This is a genomic window from Paenibacillus uliginis N3/975, from assembly GCF_900177425.1.
Classification (GTDB): domain Bacteria; phylum Bacillota; class Bacilli; order Paenibacillales; family Paenibacillaceae; genus Paenibacillus_AQ; species Paenibacillus_AQ uliginis.
In genome coordinates this window covers 5,654,702-5,670,512 of the sequence record NZ_LT840184.1, presented here as the reverse complement: position 1 = coordinate 5,670,512, position 15,811 = coordinate 5,654,702, and the positions used below count along the sequence as shown (strand labels likewise).

General features: G+C 48.0%; 15 protein-coding genes. 13 read left to right on the top strand and 2 right to left on the bottom strand.

The window, feature by feature from the left end:
- The first annotated feature begins 25 nt into the window (after window positions 1-25).
- The 4 genes from B9N86_RS26460 (at window position 26) to B9N86_RS26445 (ending at window position 4,484) form a co-directional block, all read left to right on the top strand.
- Window positions 26-1,114 (top strand): FxLYD domain-containing protein, encoded by a 1,089-nt coding sequence (locus B9N86_RS26460; protein ID WP_210190618.1) that lies wholly within the window; start codon window positions 26-28, stop codon window positions 1,112-1,114.
- 13 nt (window positions 1,115-1,127) lie between these two features.
- A complete protein-coding gene (locus tag B9N86_RS26455; protein WP_208916042.1) occupies window positions 1,128-2,363 on the top strand; it encodes a S1C family serine protease in 1,236 nt (411 codons plus the stop codon).
- A 203-nt stretch (window positions 2,364-2,566) separates the two neighbouring features.
- Window positions 2,567-3,091, top strand: a complete 525-nt coding sequence (locus tag B9N86_RS26450) for a sigma-70 family RNA polymerase sigma factor (RefSeq protein WP_208916041.1) — start codon at window positions 2,567-2,569, stop codon at window positions 3,089-3,091.
- Entirely contained in the window at window positions 3,084-4,484 is a 1,401-nt protein-coding gene (locus tag B9N86_RS26445; protein WP_208916040.1) for a DUF4179 domain-containing protein, read from the top strand. The genes B9N86_RS26450 and B9N86_RS26445 overlap by 8 nt, the downstream gene beginning before the upstream one ends.
- 126 nt (window positions 4,485-4,610) lie before the next feature.
- Here the strand turns inward: B9N86_RS26445 and B9N86_RS26440 are convergent, their stop codons facing one another.
- On the bottom strand, window positions 4,611-5,237 hold the full coding sequence (locus B9N86_RS26440; RefSeq protein WP_208916039.1) for a helix-turn-helix transcriptional regulator: 627 nt from the start codon (window positions 5,235-5,237) through the stop codon (window positions 4,611-4,613).
- 230 nt (window positions 5,238-5,467) lie between these two features.
- Window positions 5,468-6,643, bottom strand: a complete 1,176-nt coding sequence (locus B9N86_RS26435) for a copper amine oxidase N-terminal domain-containing protein (RefSeq protein WP_244563173.1) — start codon at window positions 6,641-6,643, stop codon at window positions 5,468-5,470.
- Window positions 6,644-6,892: 249 nt separating this feature from the next.
- On the opposite strand from B9N86_RS26435, the gene B9N86_RS26430 reads away from it, so the two are divergent.
- The 9 genes from B9N86_RS26430 to cysW all read left to right on the top strand — a co-directional run bounded on the left by B9N86_RS26430 (window position 6,893) and on the right by cysW (window position 15,718).
- Window positions 6,893-7,945, top strand: coding sequence for a lactonase family protein (locus B9N86_RS26430; protein WP_244563172.1), 1,053 nt, complete (start codon window positions 6,893-6,895; stop codon window positions 7,943-7,945).
- Between the two features lie 632 nt (window positions 7,946-8,577).
- Window positions 8,578-9,273, top strand: a complete 696-nt coding sequence (locus tag B9N86_RS26425) for a response regulator transcription factor (protein WP_208916037.1) — start codon at window positions 8,578-8,580, stop codon at window positions 9,271-9,273.
- A gap of 7 nt (window positions 9,274-9,280) precedes the next feature.
- A complete protein-coding gene (locus B9N86_RS26420; RefSeq protein WP_208920803.1) occupies window positions 9,281-10,213 on the top strand; it encodes a sensor histidine kinase in 933 nt (310 codons plus the stop codon).
- A gap of 90 nt (window positions 10,214-10,303) precedes the next feature.
- Window positions 10,304-11,227, top strand: coding sequence for an ABC transporter ATP-binding protein (locus tag B9N86_RS26415; RefSeq protein ID WP_208916036.1), 924 nt, complete (start codon window positions 10,304-10,306; stop codon window positions 11,225-11,227).
- Window positions 11,220-11,909 carry an ABC transporter permease gene (locus B9N86_RS26410; RefSeq protein ID WP_208916035.1) on the top strand — a complete coding sequence of 230 codons (690 nt, stop codon included), beginning with the start codon at window positions 11,220-11,222 and terminating at the stop codon, window positions 11,907-11,909. Before B9N86_RS26415 ends, B9N86_RS26410 begins: the two co-directional genes overlap by 8 nt.
- 63 nt (window positions 11,910-11,972) lie before the next feature.
- Entirely contained in the window at window positions 11,973-12,602 is a 630-nt protein-coding gene (locus B9N86_RS26405) for an HAD-IA family hydrolase (protein WP_208916034.1), read from the top strand.
- 269 nt (window positions 12,603-12,871) lie between these two features.
- Window positions 12,872-13,948 carry a sulfate ABC transporter substrate-binding protein gene (locus B9N86_RS26400; RefSeq protein ID WP_208916033.1) on the top strand — a complete coding sequence of 359 codons (1,077 nt, stop codon included), beginning with the start codon at window positions 12,872-12,874 and terminating at the stop codon, window positions 13,946-13,948.
- Window positions 13,949-13,987: 39 nt separating this feature from the next.
- Window positions 13,988-14,830: a sulfate ABC transporter permease subunit CysT gene (gene cysT, locus B9N86_RS26395; RefSeq protein WP_208920801.1), complete on the top strand. Its 843-nt coding sequence runs from the start codon at window positions 13,988-13,990 to the stop codon at window positions 14,828-14,830.
- A gap of 24 nt (window positions 14,831-14,854) precedes the next feature.
- On the top strand, window positions 14,855-15,718 hold the full coding sequence (gene cysW / locus B9N86_RS26390) for a sulfate ABC transporter permease subunit CysW (protein ID WP_208916032.1): 864 nt from the start codon (window positions 14,855-14,857) through the stop codon (window positions 15,716-15,718).
- Window positions 15,719-15,811 lie beyond the last annotated feature (93 nt).

The following is a 15,811-nucleotide window of genomic DNA, read 5'->3' as shown; positions in this document are numbered from 1 at the left end:
AGCCGCTAGAAAATCGGGAGACTCTATGGGCGCTCAGCACACCGATGACCAAGGGAAGTCTGTACGAAAGAAGGGAAGCCCTTTTGTATGGCTTATTCCGCTGATGCTGCTGCTAACAATCGCTATGGGGCTGGCTGTGTATTATGTATATGAAGATAAAGTCAATAAGGATGTCAACCAGCTCCAGATGCAAGCTCAGAAGAAGGCACTGGAAGGGAAATATGAGGAATCCATCAAGCTGTTGGATACAGCGCTTACGAAGAGACCGGATCATTATGGGATATTACTCGACCGCGGCATTGCGGCTGAGGCTAATGAATTGGAAGAACAGCTAGCCCAGGCCCGCAGTAGTCTCAAAGCTAAGAAGATTACAGCTGCTGAGAAAAAACTTGGGGAGCTGAGCAAAAAGCTGAAATCCCGTTCAGAGCCATTGTTCAAGCCGCTGAAGAATGACTTGTCCAGCTTACAGGTTACATTGTCTGTTATGAAAGTTAAGGCCGAGCTAGATCAGCTGGCGACAGTACCCAAGCTGGCGGAGAAGCTGGAAACCATCAATAAACTGAAGGGAAAAGAAGCTGCAGAGCTTGAGAAACAGATTATTTCAAAAATCATTGAAATTAGTCTGAGTGATGCAGCGGAAAGATTGAAATCGAATGATTTCTCCGGTGCAACTCTGGCGGTAGAAGGTGGTCTGGCATACGCCAAGGAGGATAAACGGTTGATCGAGCAGAAAGACCGAATTCTTCAGGAACAGGCTGCTTTTGAACGGGCGGAGGCCAAGCGAATTGAGATTGCCCGGCAGAAGGCAGCGGAAGAAGATCTGGTTAACCGTACAGCTGCTGTAGAAGTTGTTCATATGAACACGGTGCTGGATGATTATGGAGATCTGCGAGTCGAGGGACAGGTTAGGAATGTAGCAACTAGACCGATCTCTTCGGTTCTGATTGAACTTTCCGTCTATAATTTGGACGGGTCGTTCCTTGGAAGCGGAACGATTGATGTTTCTCCTTATGTACTGGAACGCGGGCAAAGCGGAGAGTTCAGGTCGGTTCTGTACGGTGCTTATACCGAAGGCCAAGCCGTTGTAGACAACATCACGTGGTATGTGGAATAGGGGGAAGACGTTCATGAACAAGAGGATTTTGGCAAGCTTCCTGTCCTGCATCATCATACTTGGAGCTGGAGCCGTTGGAGCGGTCTGGGTTTACGTTACCGTAGCGAAGGAAGGGCAACAGGGACCGCTACTCGCTGCTGTTGACAGCGTACAGACTTCGCAAGAGAGCAAGGGGGGAGAAGCGAAGGCTAACGATGTTAAGAGTACTTCGGCTCAACCTGACAACGACAGAGGAAATGATGCTAAGGATCAGTCCAGCGAGAAGGATTTAACCGTAAAGGAGATCATTAAGCAAAGCCAAAAGAAAGTGTTCACCGTCAAAACGATGGATGGCCTCGGCTCAGGATTTCTGTTTAACCGCTACGGTGATCTGCTTACCAATGCGCACGTTGTTGAGGGATACAGCGATGTGACCGTGACTGGACTAGACAAGCAGGAATATGCCGGAACGGTCATTGGGATCGGGGCTAGCATGGACGTAGCCGTTATTCGGGTTCCAGGACTGGCAGGTAAAGACCCGCTACCGCTGGAGACCCGAAACAAGGCGGAAGTCGGAGATCCGGTGCTTGCACTTGGGAGCCCGCATGGTCTGGAGAATACGGTAACGACCGGAATCATTAGTGGACTGGATCGGGAATTTGAGCTTGATCAATATGTCTACAGCAATCTGTACCAGACCTCCGCACCCATTGCTCCAGGGAACAGCGGTGGACCGCTCATTAACTCGGACACTGGCAAGGTGGTCGGTATCAACTCGGCGATCATGAAACAGGGAACGATAGGCTTTAGTATTCCGATCAGCCAAGTTGCGGCTATGGTGGAGGAATGGACAGGACATCAAATCGACGGAACCTCGAACTCTACCAAGACGGCATCCGCCCCAAACACTGCGTCCTCTGCGCCTGCTTCAATCAGCAAGGAAGAGGCAGAAGGTCTTGTCATCCAATATTATTTAAGCCTGAGTGTGGAAGATTACGTAACGGCGTATTCTTTGCTCGGCAGCCAGTGGCAAAAGGGAACGACCTATAAGCAGTTTCGTGAAGGCTATTTAAATACACAGCAGGTGACAGTTGATTACATATCAGCCCTGACTGGAACGGGCGGAAAGACGGAAGTGAGCGGACTCATTACAGCGGAAGAGCGCAAAAATGATGTCGTTTCTTATCGGCAATATGAGGTCACCTATAAGATTGGATACGAGAATGGAGTCCTGAAAATGCTGAAGGGCTCAGGCAAGCCGCTGGAATAATTCCGGCGGCTTTTTTTCTGTAATACAAGTCAAGTCTAAGTTTGGACTTATACTTGACTTGTATTTTCGCAGAAACGGCCGCCGTCTTTAAAGGACGGCCGTTTCTACTTGGTAAAAAAATAAAACGTTTTACCTTAAAGGTCAGTCTAATTATACAGAACTAACAATAAAGAGGGCTAGAATTCGAGGGAAGGAGCCTCGTCATGGAAGAAAGGGAGCTGGCTGCAGCGGCTTGCAGAGGGGATGAAGCAGCGTTTCATGCCCTGATTACGGGGCAGAGGAGACGGCTGTACGGTATTGCTTACAGCTACTTGCACAATGAGAACGATGCGCTTGAGGCAGTTCAAGAGACCGTCTGCCGGGCATGGAGCAAATGTGGGCGTCTCAGAAACCCTGAGGTGTTTGTGTCTTGGTTGATCCGGATTTTAATTAACTGCTGTGTGGATGAGCAAAAGCGAAGGAAGCGCGTTGTCCCATATGAAGAGATAAGTGTTACCAGCACAGGGGAAATGATCAACGATAGTAAGCTTGATCTGGAACGCGCACTGAATCGGATGAAGCCTAAATATCGTCATGTTCTAATTCTGAAATATTATCAGGACATGACGGTAACGGAAATTGCCAAGGTGCTGGACTGTCCAGAGGGAACTGTGAAGACAAGACTACACCAGGGATTGAAGCTGCTGAGGCAAAAAATGAAGCCGGGAGGTGCGGCGATCCATGTATGAGAAAGAAGAGAAGATGCTAAAGAGTTATTTTCAAGACGCTGAAGCCAGTGCGGCAGACGTATCGGATGACGCATTGGAAGTCGCTATACAGAAAGGGATTCGCAAAGGAAGACACTCCAAGCGATCCCGTGTACGGTACAGAGGAATGGCCCTCCTGGCAGGAGCTTTAGCTGTAGTAATTCTGTTGGTGCTGAGCGGTTCTCTGCAGCAGACCGAACGGATGGCTTCCGGACCTTATCCTCCGCTTAAGGGGCATGATTTCGGGGAGGACATTACACTGAATACGGCCAATAAACACGGGATGATTCAGCCGGTGGGCAAGTCCGAAACGAAGGGGGACTACACTATTACTGTAGACGGTATATTGGTCGGATCCCAGCAGCTGAAGGTGCTGTATACGCTGGAGAATCGGTCTGACCGGAAGGCGATTATAAGGGAGACAAAGCTAACCGATCTTGTGGGAAGCGAACTTCCAGTAGGTACCCATTATGAGGGAAGCAATGAATTGGAGCCGGGTGTTCATCATTTGGAAAGCAACTCTATTTTCTCGGACGCCCATTCCATACCAGACCAATTATCCGTTCAGTTCCGTGTTGCGAGGGATTCGGCCAATGCCCGCGCCGGTATCCCGACAGAGGATGAAGAGCTGCTGAGTATTGACCTGACTCTGGATATGAATACCTACCGGAAGTATATCCGAACCATTCCGCTAAATAAGGTGATCGAGATTCAGGGACAGAAGATGACGATGAGGGAGGTTGTGTTTTCTCCAGCAGGCATTGCCCTGAAAGGGAACATTGATGCAGGGAACACGATGAAGGTGTCGGGTCTATGGGAAGGTTATTTGGAATCGGTCAAAGACGGGAAGACCACTCGGCTTACGAGCACTTTGGGCTGGGGACCGGGTGAGGATGGCGAAGTAACTTATTTCTTTTCCTCCAATGCACTGGATCAACCCGACTCGATTACTTTGAAAGCGGGTGGTCTGTATGCAGTGGACCCTGCCAAGATGAGTGTTGTGGTGGATACGGAGAAGAGGGTTGTGCTAAACTCGCCAGACAATAAGATGAAATTTGGACAATATACAAGAAAGAAGGAAGGTCATACTCTTACACTAGAGTACGAGGAAGAAGAGAAGATGAATTATGGCAGTGTTCAATATGATGAAGAGTTCATTGACGGGGAAGGGAACAAACATAAGCTGGATGATTCATCGAGAGGAGTTCGATCGACAACGAGCTCAAATTCCGATACAGGATGGAGTAAAACAACGGAGTATTTGTATCTTATACCGAAGGAGTACCCGCAGCCGTTGACTTTTACATTAACCAGCTATCCGGGTGTTATCGAGAAGGATATCGAGGTACCTATTCCATATAATCTTAACCGCTAACGGTATAGAGACTGCCAATACAAGAAGGAGCTGCCCCCGCCTAACCGGTGAGGATAGCTCCTTTTTGAAAACTACAGTATAAACTCTGTTCAGGCAGACCGTTGATTACACGGACCCATGTTTCTTCTATTCTGTTATCACATAGACACACCGGCAGCCTCCACTTGCGAGACATTCCGTCCGTTCCACCTTCGCTTGTAGCAGAGATGAAAACAGCTCCAGCTCACAGCTGCAGGCCTGATTATACCGGTTAGCAATTTGAGAGATCGGACAGTTATGCTCTTTAATAACATATTTGCCATCATCGGTTTGCTCACATTCAGCCATATACCCGTTGTCATTTTGAATGTCGGTCAGGGTGCGAACACGATCAGCCAACTCTTTGCCGGAAACTCCCGATTCGTAGCGCTGCCGCAGCTTGTTGCGCCGGCGTTCAAAGAGCCGTGTGACCATTTCCTCGCCGGCTTCCTCGGTCAGCTCGTCGAGCAGATCCAGCGAAAGCGTGGAGTATTTGTTCGGAAAGAGCGACTCTGCATGCGGTGAGAGACGGTACAGGGCAAGCGGGCGACCCATGGCCTGACGAACCAGCTCGGTCTCAATGACGCCATCCTTTTCAAAACTACCGAGATGTCGGCGGACAGCCATCTCGGTGACGAGCAGGGTAGAAGCTATCGACTTGGCGCTGAGAGGCCCCTGAGTCTTTAACATATGGAGAATGGTATCCCGGGTGGACAGTTCCTGTGTCTGTTCCATCTTGATCACCACCTGATAGAATAATGAGAAATATATTTATGAGAATTATTATCGCTTATACGTGAGGACCTGTCTACCCGAGAGATCTTTCCTCCCCTAAAGGTACTACCTATGATATATGTCTGTGGAAAGGAAGTATGTCTGCATGGGCAATCAAAAATAGTGGATAGCAAACACCCTGTCCTTAACCGTTTGACGGTATAAAGACAGGGTGTTCATCGGTATAGGGCTTAATCTGTAATATCAATCAGATCGTAAATGAGCCATTGGCCGTTATTCTTTTTCAACCAGTACAGGGAGGAGGAAGTGTATGTGTCTCCATCCGCATCATCGGTTTCTTCCGTATAAATCACAGCTTCATTATCCTGATACAGGACGATATGGGAAGCGTCAGCTTGGATATGGAAGTTCAAATCATCAAAAATACCTGCGTTAATCGCTTCATTCATCATTTCAAAATAAGGGGATTTCGGATAAACCGCCGACAATAGAGTTACGCGGTCCTCCTCATTCATTCCCTTGTAATGAGTTTGAAGTGTATTCAGCATCGCGGTCTGTTCCGCTTCTGGCACTACTGGCTTCTGTTCGAGGAAACCGTCCGGAACATGATACTCGATATCGAGCAGGGCACTGTCGTATTCTTTCCATGCACCTGAGGCATTCTTTTTCAAGATTACATCGTAATATATGGTGTAATCCCAGATAAATGGTCCGCTGGTACGCTCGTAGGTTTTCTCAACGCTGGCCACAACGGATGAGCCAGCTACCGTTACGTCATAAGCGAAGGAGGACACTTTGACATTGTATCCAGCCATTTCTTTATAGCTCTGCTCGTACTCTTTATAGCTAGGTGATTTCGGATGAATTGCCGTCATCGCTCCCTTGAAATCGCCCTTGCTTTCTGCAGCTGCTTGATTTTTATACAGCTTTTTGATTTCAGCGCTAGCTTTATCCGTAACCGTTTTGCGATCGATTTTGATTGTGTGGGCTTTGGCGTCCCACTTTACAGGCAATCCTGTGGATTCAGCCACAAAACGAAGGGGGACGAGTGTATTACCGGCTTTTGTATAAGGGGCAATGGGAAGTTTCGTCTTCTGCCCGTTTACATAAGCAATGGTTGATCCAAGCTTCATCACCAGCTTCTGGTCGGCCAGTGTTCCGGTAACCTGCTTGGTGGCGGAAGTCCAGTTTACCTTATATCCAAGCGTTTGGAACAAAGGGCGGAATTGTACGAATGTAACACCGTTTTTAATAACAGGTGCAGCTTGAAATTTAATTTCTTGTCCGTCGAGGAACACACGGATTTGGGCCGGTGTTTTGGCGGGAGCAGCTTGAATTGTGCTGGAAAATACAAATAACATGGCAAAAACCAGCAGTCCTATTCTTCTCTTAATCAAAGCTGTCATCTCCTTCATGATGAGTAAAATAGAGGTAATGTGATTAATGACACAGAGGTAATCGTACATGACAAACCCAGTAGGGGCAATACCTTTCGATTTATGTAAATATTGGATATATAATAGATGTATACGAAAGTAATCTTTTCGTGAATTTGAGGAAGGAGGGATAAAGGTCAGCCGGCGTTGGGTAATACATTATAACGGAAGCAATCACAACAGTTTCTTTCAGAAATTAAAGGAGTGTGGGACGACGTGATGATGGAGCAGGACGTTTATTTTTACATAGGAACCTATGGTTCTGACCAAGATAATGGTATTTATTTGGCTGCCCTTAACCGGGAGAGCGGAGAGATGCAGCTGCTGGACGGAACATCGGGTATTGAAAATGCAACTTATTTGGACTTTGACGAGCTTCACCGTGTGCTGTATGCAGTCAGTGAAAAAGAAGCTAGCGAGGTCGTGGCATACAGCGCTGATCCAGAAACGCGCAAGCTGAGCGTACTCAGCCGCAAACCGACAGATTCCTCGGGAACCTGTCATGTATCCCGTTCGAGGGATGGGAAATATTTGTTTACAACCGGCTACAGTGACGGGCGGATTACGGTGTTCGCGCTGGAAGAAGGGGGGGCCGTCGGGGAAATCACTTCCATTATCCGCCACAGCGGACGAGGACTGAGGGATGACCGACAGTCCGAGGCACATCCGCACTCCATATTCGAGGATCCTCACCATAAATATGTAGTGGTCAATGATCTGGGGATGGATGACGTCAACTTGTACCGACTCGAGGATGGGAAGCTTGTGACCCACCGGGAGATTAGTCTGCCGCCTGGGTCCGGTCCTCGCCATATTGCCTTCCATCCGTCAGGGCAATGGTTATACGGTGTAAATGAATTGAACAGTACGGTTACCGTGTACGCATATGATGCGACGTTCGGAGACCTGAAGATGCTGCAGCATATTTCCACCCTACCGGAGGACGTGGTTATGGATAACACGGGCGCCCATGTTCTCGTTTCGCCATGCGGTCGCTTCCTGTATGCTTCCAACCGCGGCCATGACAGCATTGTCCAGTATGAGATCGATACGGATACCGGAATGCTGCATGCAGTGAACTGGGTCTCCTCTGGAGGAAAGACCCCGCGTCACTTTAACATTCTGCCAGGCGGCTTCCTCGTATCCGCTAACCAGGACAACGGCTTAATCGCAAGTTATAAAATCGATAAGGATACAGGCAAGCTAGAATCAACCGGATATACGATCGAGGTTCCTCGCCCGGTGTGCATCTGTCCGGTGGAGAAGGCGTAAGTGCAGATGTATCAATGGTAGAGGCGTATGGACTCTTATTGAAGATTGAAGCAGTTTAGTGAATCATCTGAAAAGAATGTCATTAGGGGGTGTTCCGGCCTGGGACGCTCCCTATCCCTGATTATTCTTGATTTGCAGAATACACTTCCCGTACTTCCCGCTTAACAATGCGAACAAAATGTTTTTGAGGCATGTTTTTTCCAAATCCATGGGCAAATAAAGTTGAAGCATTGTATATTGAATGTACTAAGAAACCGTTCCTTTCGTAAATGGTTGGGTCGTACCTCCATTTATTAAAGAACGGTTTCTTTATGTATAAAAGTTTAAAGTAGATATACGCAGGAAGCAGCGGAGAGGACGAAACGATTCCGAAGAAGCGAAAGCGGTCTCCTAAAAGCTTTCCAACGGAAAGCTGCATCGGAAGCATACGCTCGTGTCCCCGAATTTCTTCCGCTAAGAATCACTTAGGAAATTCGGGGGCAAGAGCGATTGTAGGAACGATTCGTACTCGTAGCATCTCACAACAGACAAAAGGGATGACAGGGTTCGCGACCCAATCCATTTACTGGTTGCGGTTTTAGGATTAAAGTAATAGAGGAAGTTTTTTTATATACATAGGAGGAAAATACTGTATGAACGGTACCATACTACTTGTTGAAGATGATCTTTCCATTGGAGAAATGGTCGTGAGTTACTTATCCGGTGAGGGATTTCAACTGTTTCATGCCCATGACGGGGAGGAAGCGCTGCAGATGTTCAGCCATCAGACGTTCGATTTAATCCTGCTGGATTTGATGCTGCCGAAGCTTAACGGGATGGACTTCCTCCGAATAGTGAGGGAGAAGAGCCATGTTCCAATCCTGATTTTATCCGCGAAAGGCGGGGAAGCGGACAAGGCGATCGGGCTGGGGTTCGGTGCGGATGACTATATCGCGAAGCCGTTCTCTATGATCGAGCTGTCTGCGAGAGTGAAAGCGGCGATCCGGCGGGCCACACATTATGTCGATAAGCTGCCGCAGCAGTCCCGTGTGATCAACGTACACGAGCTGTCCATGGATATGGATAACCTGACTGTGAGCAAGAACGGAGTAGAGGTCAAGCTGACTGCGAAGGAGCTGCAGATTTTACAGCTTTTTTTGAACAATCCGAAAAAGGTATTTACGAAACAGCAAATATTCAGCTCTGTCTGGAACGATGATTACTACGGAGATGAAAATGTCATTAACGTCCATATGAGCCGATTGCGTGAGAAAATCGAAGACGAACCCTCGGCACCTCAATATATAAAAACACTATGGGGTATCGGATACAGGTTGGGGGAATTCTAGCATGGGATTGACCCTCTTTCTGCTGGGCGTCATCGTGCTTCTTACCATATTAAACATCGTTCAGTACATATCACGGAGAAATACTGCGCGAAATATACAGTATATTACCGATAAGCTGGAGGCCGTCATGGCGTCCTCCTCGCAAGAGCAAGTGCTACTCGTCACCCAGGATCCCGGTGTGCACACACTGTTGAATACAGTCAATCGGCTGCTTGAATTGAAACGGCAGTATGAAGTGGAGTTTACCCGGACAGAGCTTGCGATGCGCAAAATGCTGGCGAACATCTCACACGATTTAAAGACACCCCTTACCGTGGTGCTTGGTTATATTGAGATGATTGCACATCAGCCTGATATGGAGCCTGAGGAACAGAAGCGCCTTCTTACCAAGGTTCATTCCAAAGCGGTGGAAATTGTGGAACTGATCAATCGATTTTTTGATTTGGCCAAGCTGGAGTCGGGGGATCGGGACATTCCGTTGACCCGGGTGGAAATGAACGAGATATGTCGCAGTAGCATCCTTATGTTCTACGATTTGCTGCAATCCCGCAAGCTCGAGGCAGTAATAGATATTCCTGATACACCGGTCTATGCCAAAGGGAACGAGGAAGCTCTCAGCCGGGTATTGGACAATCTTCTCTCGAATGCAATCCGCTACGGCGGGGATGGGGACAAGATCGGCGTAACCTTGCGCTGCGATGACGATCACGTCTACGTGGATGTGTGGGATCGGGGAAAAGGAATCGGCGAACGCGATCAGCGGCTTATTTTTGAACGGATGTATACGCTGGAGGATTCCAGAAACCAATCGTTCCAGGGCAGCGGACTCGGGCTTACGATTACGAAAAGGCTAGTGGAGGAAATGTATGGAGACATTACCGTAAGGAGCAAACCCTTTAAATCTACGGTGTTTACCGTCAAACTGGGTCGACTTTCGTGAACTTAAGAGTTTCGTAAGAATTGCGAAATAAATATGATAGGGCTTCGGTCTAGAATGGAATTAAGCAAGTGACGAGAGGAGTTTATCATTATGAGTTATATAATCAGTACCCGCAATTTAACTAAAGTATTCAACGGTAAAGAAGTGGTATCGGATGTCAGCATGAACATTTCCCAAGGACAAATTTACGGATTTCTTGGACCGAACGGTGCAGGTAAGACAACGGTCATGCGAATGATATTGAATCTTGTGAAGCCGACGAGTGGTGAAATTGAGCTGTTTGGAGAGATGCTGAAACCTTCCTCCGTTGAAATGTTCAAGCGCATAGGGAGCATTATCGAATACCCTATTTTTTACGATAAGCTGACGGCAAAAGAAAACCTGGAGATACACTGTGAGTACATGGGCTTGTATAACAAAAAGGCGATCAGTGATGCACTAGAGCTGGTGAAGCTTACCGGAGCGGACAAGAAGGCTGTCGCGGAATTCTCCCTCGGCATGAAGCAAAGACTCGGCATGGCCAGAGCCCTCGTAACGAAGCCTGAACTGCTCATTCTGGATGAGCCTATCAACGGCCTCGATCCGGCAGGCATCAAGGATTTTAGGGATCTGTTTCATATGCTTAGCAAGGAGTATAATATGACCCTGTTTATTTCAAGCCATCTGCTCAGCGAAATTGAGCAGGTTGCCGATACGATTGGCATTATCCAGAACGGTGTCCTTAAAGAGGAAGCCTCGATGAACGATTTGAAAACGCGCAATTTGGGCTTTATCGAAATCGTTACACCAGACTGCCGAAAAGCGGTATTTGTTCTGGAAAACAGCCTGAATATCCACAATTTCAAAGTCATCGGAGATGATACGATCCGTATTTACCAATCGGATGTTTCGCAGCCTGAAATATCGAAGACGCTTATTCTGAACGATGTGACCATTGAGTCTATTCATCATAAGCGTACTTCGCTCGAGGAATATTTCATCGATCAGACGGGTGGAGGAGAGAAATATGCTTAAGTTGATGAAGTTGGAACTGAAAAAGCACAAGATGGGATGGTACTGGAAGGGCGCTCTAATCGCAAGTTTCTTGATCATTGTGCTTATAGGACTTATATCTTATGTTGAAGAACAGGATCTTAAAGAAGCCTTTTCTACATTTGATGAAATGTTTACGGCGATGAGCGTTATGGTGAGAGTGGTGTTTGTTATTTTTGCAGCGGTCCTGATCGGTAAGCTCATTATTAATGAATACAACAACAAGACGATTTCGATTATGTTTACGTATCCGGTGCCGCGTAAGAAGTTGATTGCGGCTAAACTCTTGCTGATTATGGGGATTACTTTCATTACGATCTTGATCTCGAATGTAACGGTGATTGCCGTCTTTATCGCATTGAATTCTGTTCTTCACATCATTCCTGGGACTCCTTCTATGGAGTTGCTCATAAATGAAGGAATCCAAATGTTGATCCAGGGGTTGTCTGCAGCTGGGATTAGCATGATACCTCTGTATTTCGGAATGCGTAAGAAATCGGTAGCGGCAACGATTGTTTCTTCCTTTATTCTCATTACGCTCCTCAACAATAACGGTGGTTTTTACATCAGCTCTTTTATCGTTATTCCGATTACCCTTGGAATCATTGGTCTGTTAATCGCTTATATGTCCTTTAGAAATGTGGAAAACGTGGATGTCGTTTAACAGGAATCTTCCTTGCCATGTAGAAAATCTTATATAAGATATGTGGCATAAAGGAGGAACGACGTGTACAAGGTGCTCATTTTTGATTTCAACGGAACGCTCGTCCAGAGTAAATACTTGGTTGTGAAGCTGATGAACGATCTGGCGGATAAATACGGTTATGAGAAGATTAAAGATGAGGATATTGAACACCTGGCTTCCCTCTCGATACGAGAGCGGCTAAAGGTGATGAAATGTCCGATCTACAAGCTGCCGATGCTTGTGGCCGACGTGAAGAAGAAATATAAGGACGATGTGATTGATCTGGACATTGTGCCGGGCATACGTGATGTCCTCTCCAGGGTGAAGTCACAAGGGATGACGATGGGGATTCTGTCGTCCAACAGTGAGGATAACATTCAGAAGTTTCTTGGCATTCATGACAGTCAGATGTTTGATTTCGTATACACGGCGAGCAATATATTCGGTAAGGAGAAGGCACTCCGGAAGCTATTGAAGGAGCGGGGAATCTCGAAGGATGAGGTACTCTACATTGGAGATGAGCTTCGGGATGCGGAGGCCTGCCAGAACACGGGTATTGCTTGCGCCATGGTTACGTGGGGATATGACGCCGAGGAGTTGCTGATTCAGGGAAAACCTACATACCTGATCCATGAACCGGAAGAACTTTATCAGATTGTAGCTTCTGTATGATGTTGTGAAAAAAGGTTTGACAGGTTGCAGTGGAGTCATTACAATTACCTATAACACACTAAACAGGTAGGAATTATATAAATTGTTCTCACCGTATGAACGGAGGAACACCCACAAGGATGAAGCAGATACGGCCTACGGCCGATTTGACCACATCCTTATGGGGGTCCTCCGTTCTTTTTGTATTCCTGTTTAGTAAAGACGGATTGTCAAATGAAGTGTGATAGCTTGGCAATCCGTCTAAAGAAAAATAGGGGAAGTGATTCCATATGAAAAAGGTGTTAAAACGAGGAGTTTTGGTAGGTCTGGCAGTCATGATGGCAGCGGCACTGGCAGCTTGCGCAACGGATAAAACTGACCCGAGCGTTTCGGCTAAAGGAAAGGAGGAGACGGGCGGAGCAGAAGCCAAAAGTGTGGAGCTCTTGAACGTATCCTATGATCCGACCCGTGAATTGTACGAGAGCTATAACAAAGCATTTGCAGCTTATTGGGAGAAGGAGAAAGGACAGAAGGTCACATTCAAACAATCGCATGGGGGCTCTGGCAAACAAAGCCGATCCGTTATTGACGGCTTAGAAGCGGACGTGGTCACGCTGGCACTCGGATATGATATTGATGCAATCCGTCAAGCCGGGCTGATCCAGGATGGCTGGGAAGGGAAGTTCGAGCATAACAGTGCGCCGTACACATCGACCATTGTGTTCCTTGTACGTAAAGGCAATCCGAAGGGTATTAAGGACTGGCCGGATCTGATCAAGGAAGGCGTGGAGGTTATCACACCGAATCCGAAAACATCGGGCGGTGCGCGGTGGAATTACCTGGCGGCATGGGGATATGCATTGAAGGCCAACAACAACGATGAAGCGAAGGCTCAGGAATATGTAAAAGAACTGTTCACCCATGTGCCGGTGCTCGACAGCGGAGCCCGTGGGGCAACAACGACGTTCGTTGAACGGCAAATCGGAGATGTGCTGCTGGCTTGGGAGAATGAAGCCTATTTATCGATCAACGAGCTTGGCCCGGATAAATTTGAAATTGTAAATCCGTCAGTGAGTATCCTGGCTGAGCCACCGGTTGCTGTGGTAGACAAGATTGCTGACAAACACGGGACGCGAAAGGTGGCAGAAGCCTATCTGAAATATTTGTACAGTGAGGAAGGGCAGCAAATTGCCGCGGAGAACTACTACCGTCCAACGCTGGACAGTGTAAGTGAGAAATTTAAAGATAAATTCCCGGCGATCGAGCTATTTACACTGAAGGATATATTCGGAACTTGGGAAGAGACGCAAGTTAAGCATTTTAATGACGGGGGCATATTCGACAAGATTTACGTGCCTGGCAGCTGATCAGCCCATTAGGCTGAAGGTGGGAAAGGATGAGGAATGATGGCTATACTTCAGGCAAAGAGCAGAGGCAGGCGCCGAGTGCTTCCTGGCTTTGGAATCGGAATGGGATTCACTGTGTTTTACATGAGTCTGGTTGTATTGGTGCCGCTATCTGCTCTGCTGCTGAACCATACAGGACTCACCTGGGGCAAGTTCTGGGAAATTGCGGCCGATCCACGTGTACTGGCATCTTATAAGGTCAGTCTTGGAACGGCAGCGCTGGCTGCCTTGATCGATACGATACTCGGATTGCTGCTGGCCTGGGTACTTGTGCGGTATGAGTTCCCCGGTAAGCAGCTCTGGGATGCACTGATTGACCTCCCGTTTGCCCTCCCGACCGCTGTGGCGGGAGTTGCGCTTACAGCCATATATTCCGCAAACGGTTGGATCGGATCTCTTCTCGAGCCGCTCGGAATCAAGGTGGCCTTCACGCCGCTTGGCATTACACTGGCGCTGATGTTCATTGGTATCCCGTTCGTGGTAAGGACTGTTCAACCGGTTCTGCAGGATGCAGAGCGGGATGCCGAGGAAGCGGCGGCTACGCTCGGGGCGGGACGTTGGCGGACATTCCGCACAGTAATCTTTCCTGCGCTCATTCCACCGCTCTTGACGGGATTTGCATTGGCCTTCGCGCGGGGCATTGGAGAGTACGGCTCGGTGGTGTTTATCTCCGGTAATATGCCGATGAAGACCGAGATCGCCCCGCTGCTCATTATGTCGAAGCTAGAGCAGTTTGACTATGCCGGAGCCACGGCTGTGGCGCTGCTACTCTTACTCATCTCTTTCCTGATGCTTCTGGGCATTAATCTATTACAGCATTGGACGCGGAAGACCGCTCGCTAAACGGAGAACAAGGAGGATTTTATCATGGCAGGAACCGTACCGATGGCACGGGGAATACCCGGCAGCGTCCCTTCCTCTCCGGCATCAGCGGAGAAAGTGTGGGTGAAATGGACCTTGATCAGTGCGGCGGGTATGGTGCTGCTGTGGCTGATCGTGTTGCCGCTTTTGACCGTACTAACCGAGGCGCTGAAAAAGGGTTGGGACGTTTACACCGCGGCACTGTCCGATCCCGATGCGTTGTCGGCGCTACGGCTGACGCTGCTCGTGGCAGTCATCACCGTTCCGCTGAATACGATATTCGGCGTCATTGCAGCTTGGAGTATAACGAAATTCAGCTTTAAAGGAAAAGGATTGCTGATTACACTGATTGATCTGCCTTTTGCTGTCTCTCCCGTGATAGGCGGATTAATCTTTGTTCTGGTTTTTGGACGGCAGGGATGGCTCGGACCATGGCTGGATGGGCATGACATCAAGATTATATTCGCCCTACCGGGCATCGTCCTCGCCACCCTGTTTGTTACCTTTCCGTTCGTTGCGAAGGAACTGATTCCGTTAATGGAGGATCAGGGGACGAAGGAGGAGGAGGCAGCGGTAACCCTTGGAGCAGGCGGTTGGCACATATTCTGGCGGGTTACGTTGCCGAACATCAAGTGGGGACTTCTGTATGGTATCATCCTGTGTAACGCGAGAGCTATGGGAGAATTCGGTGCGGTATCTGTCGTATCCGGTCACATCCGGGGGGAGACGAATACATTGCCGCTTCATGTAGAAATATTGTATAACGAATACCAATTCTCGGTATCCTTCGCGGTAGCGTCTCTGCTTCTGCTTCTGGCTCTCATTACATTGCTGCTCAAAAATTGGTTATCACGAAAAAGTGCCCATTGACATAGGTTTCCAGACCATGCTAAGTTTAATTCATACTATACAGGTTGGATAAGGATGTTTTTTGAATCCGGATGCTTCCGGATTTCTTGATGG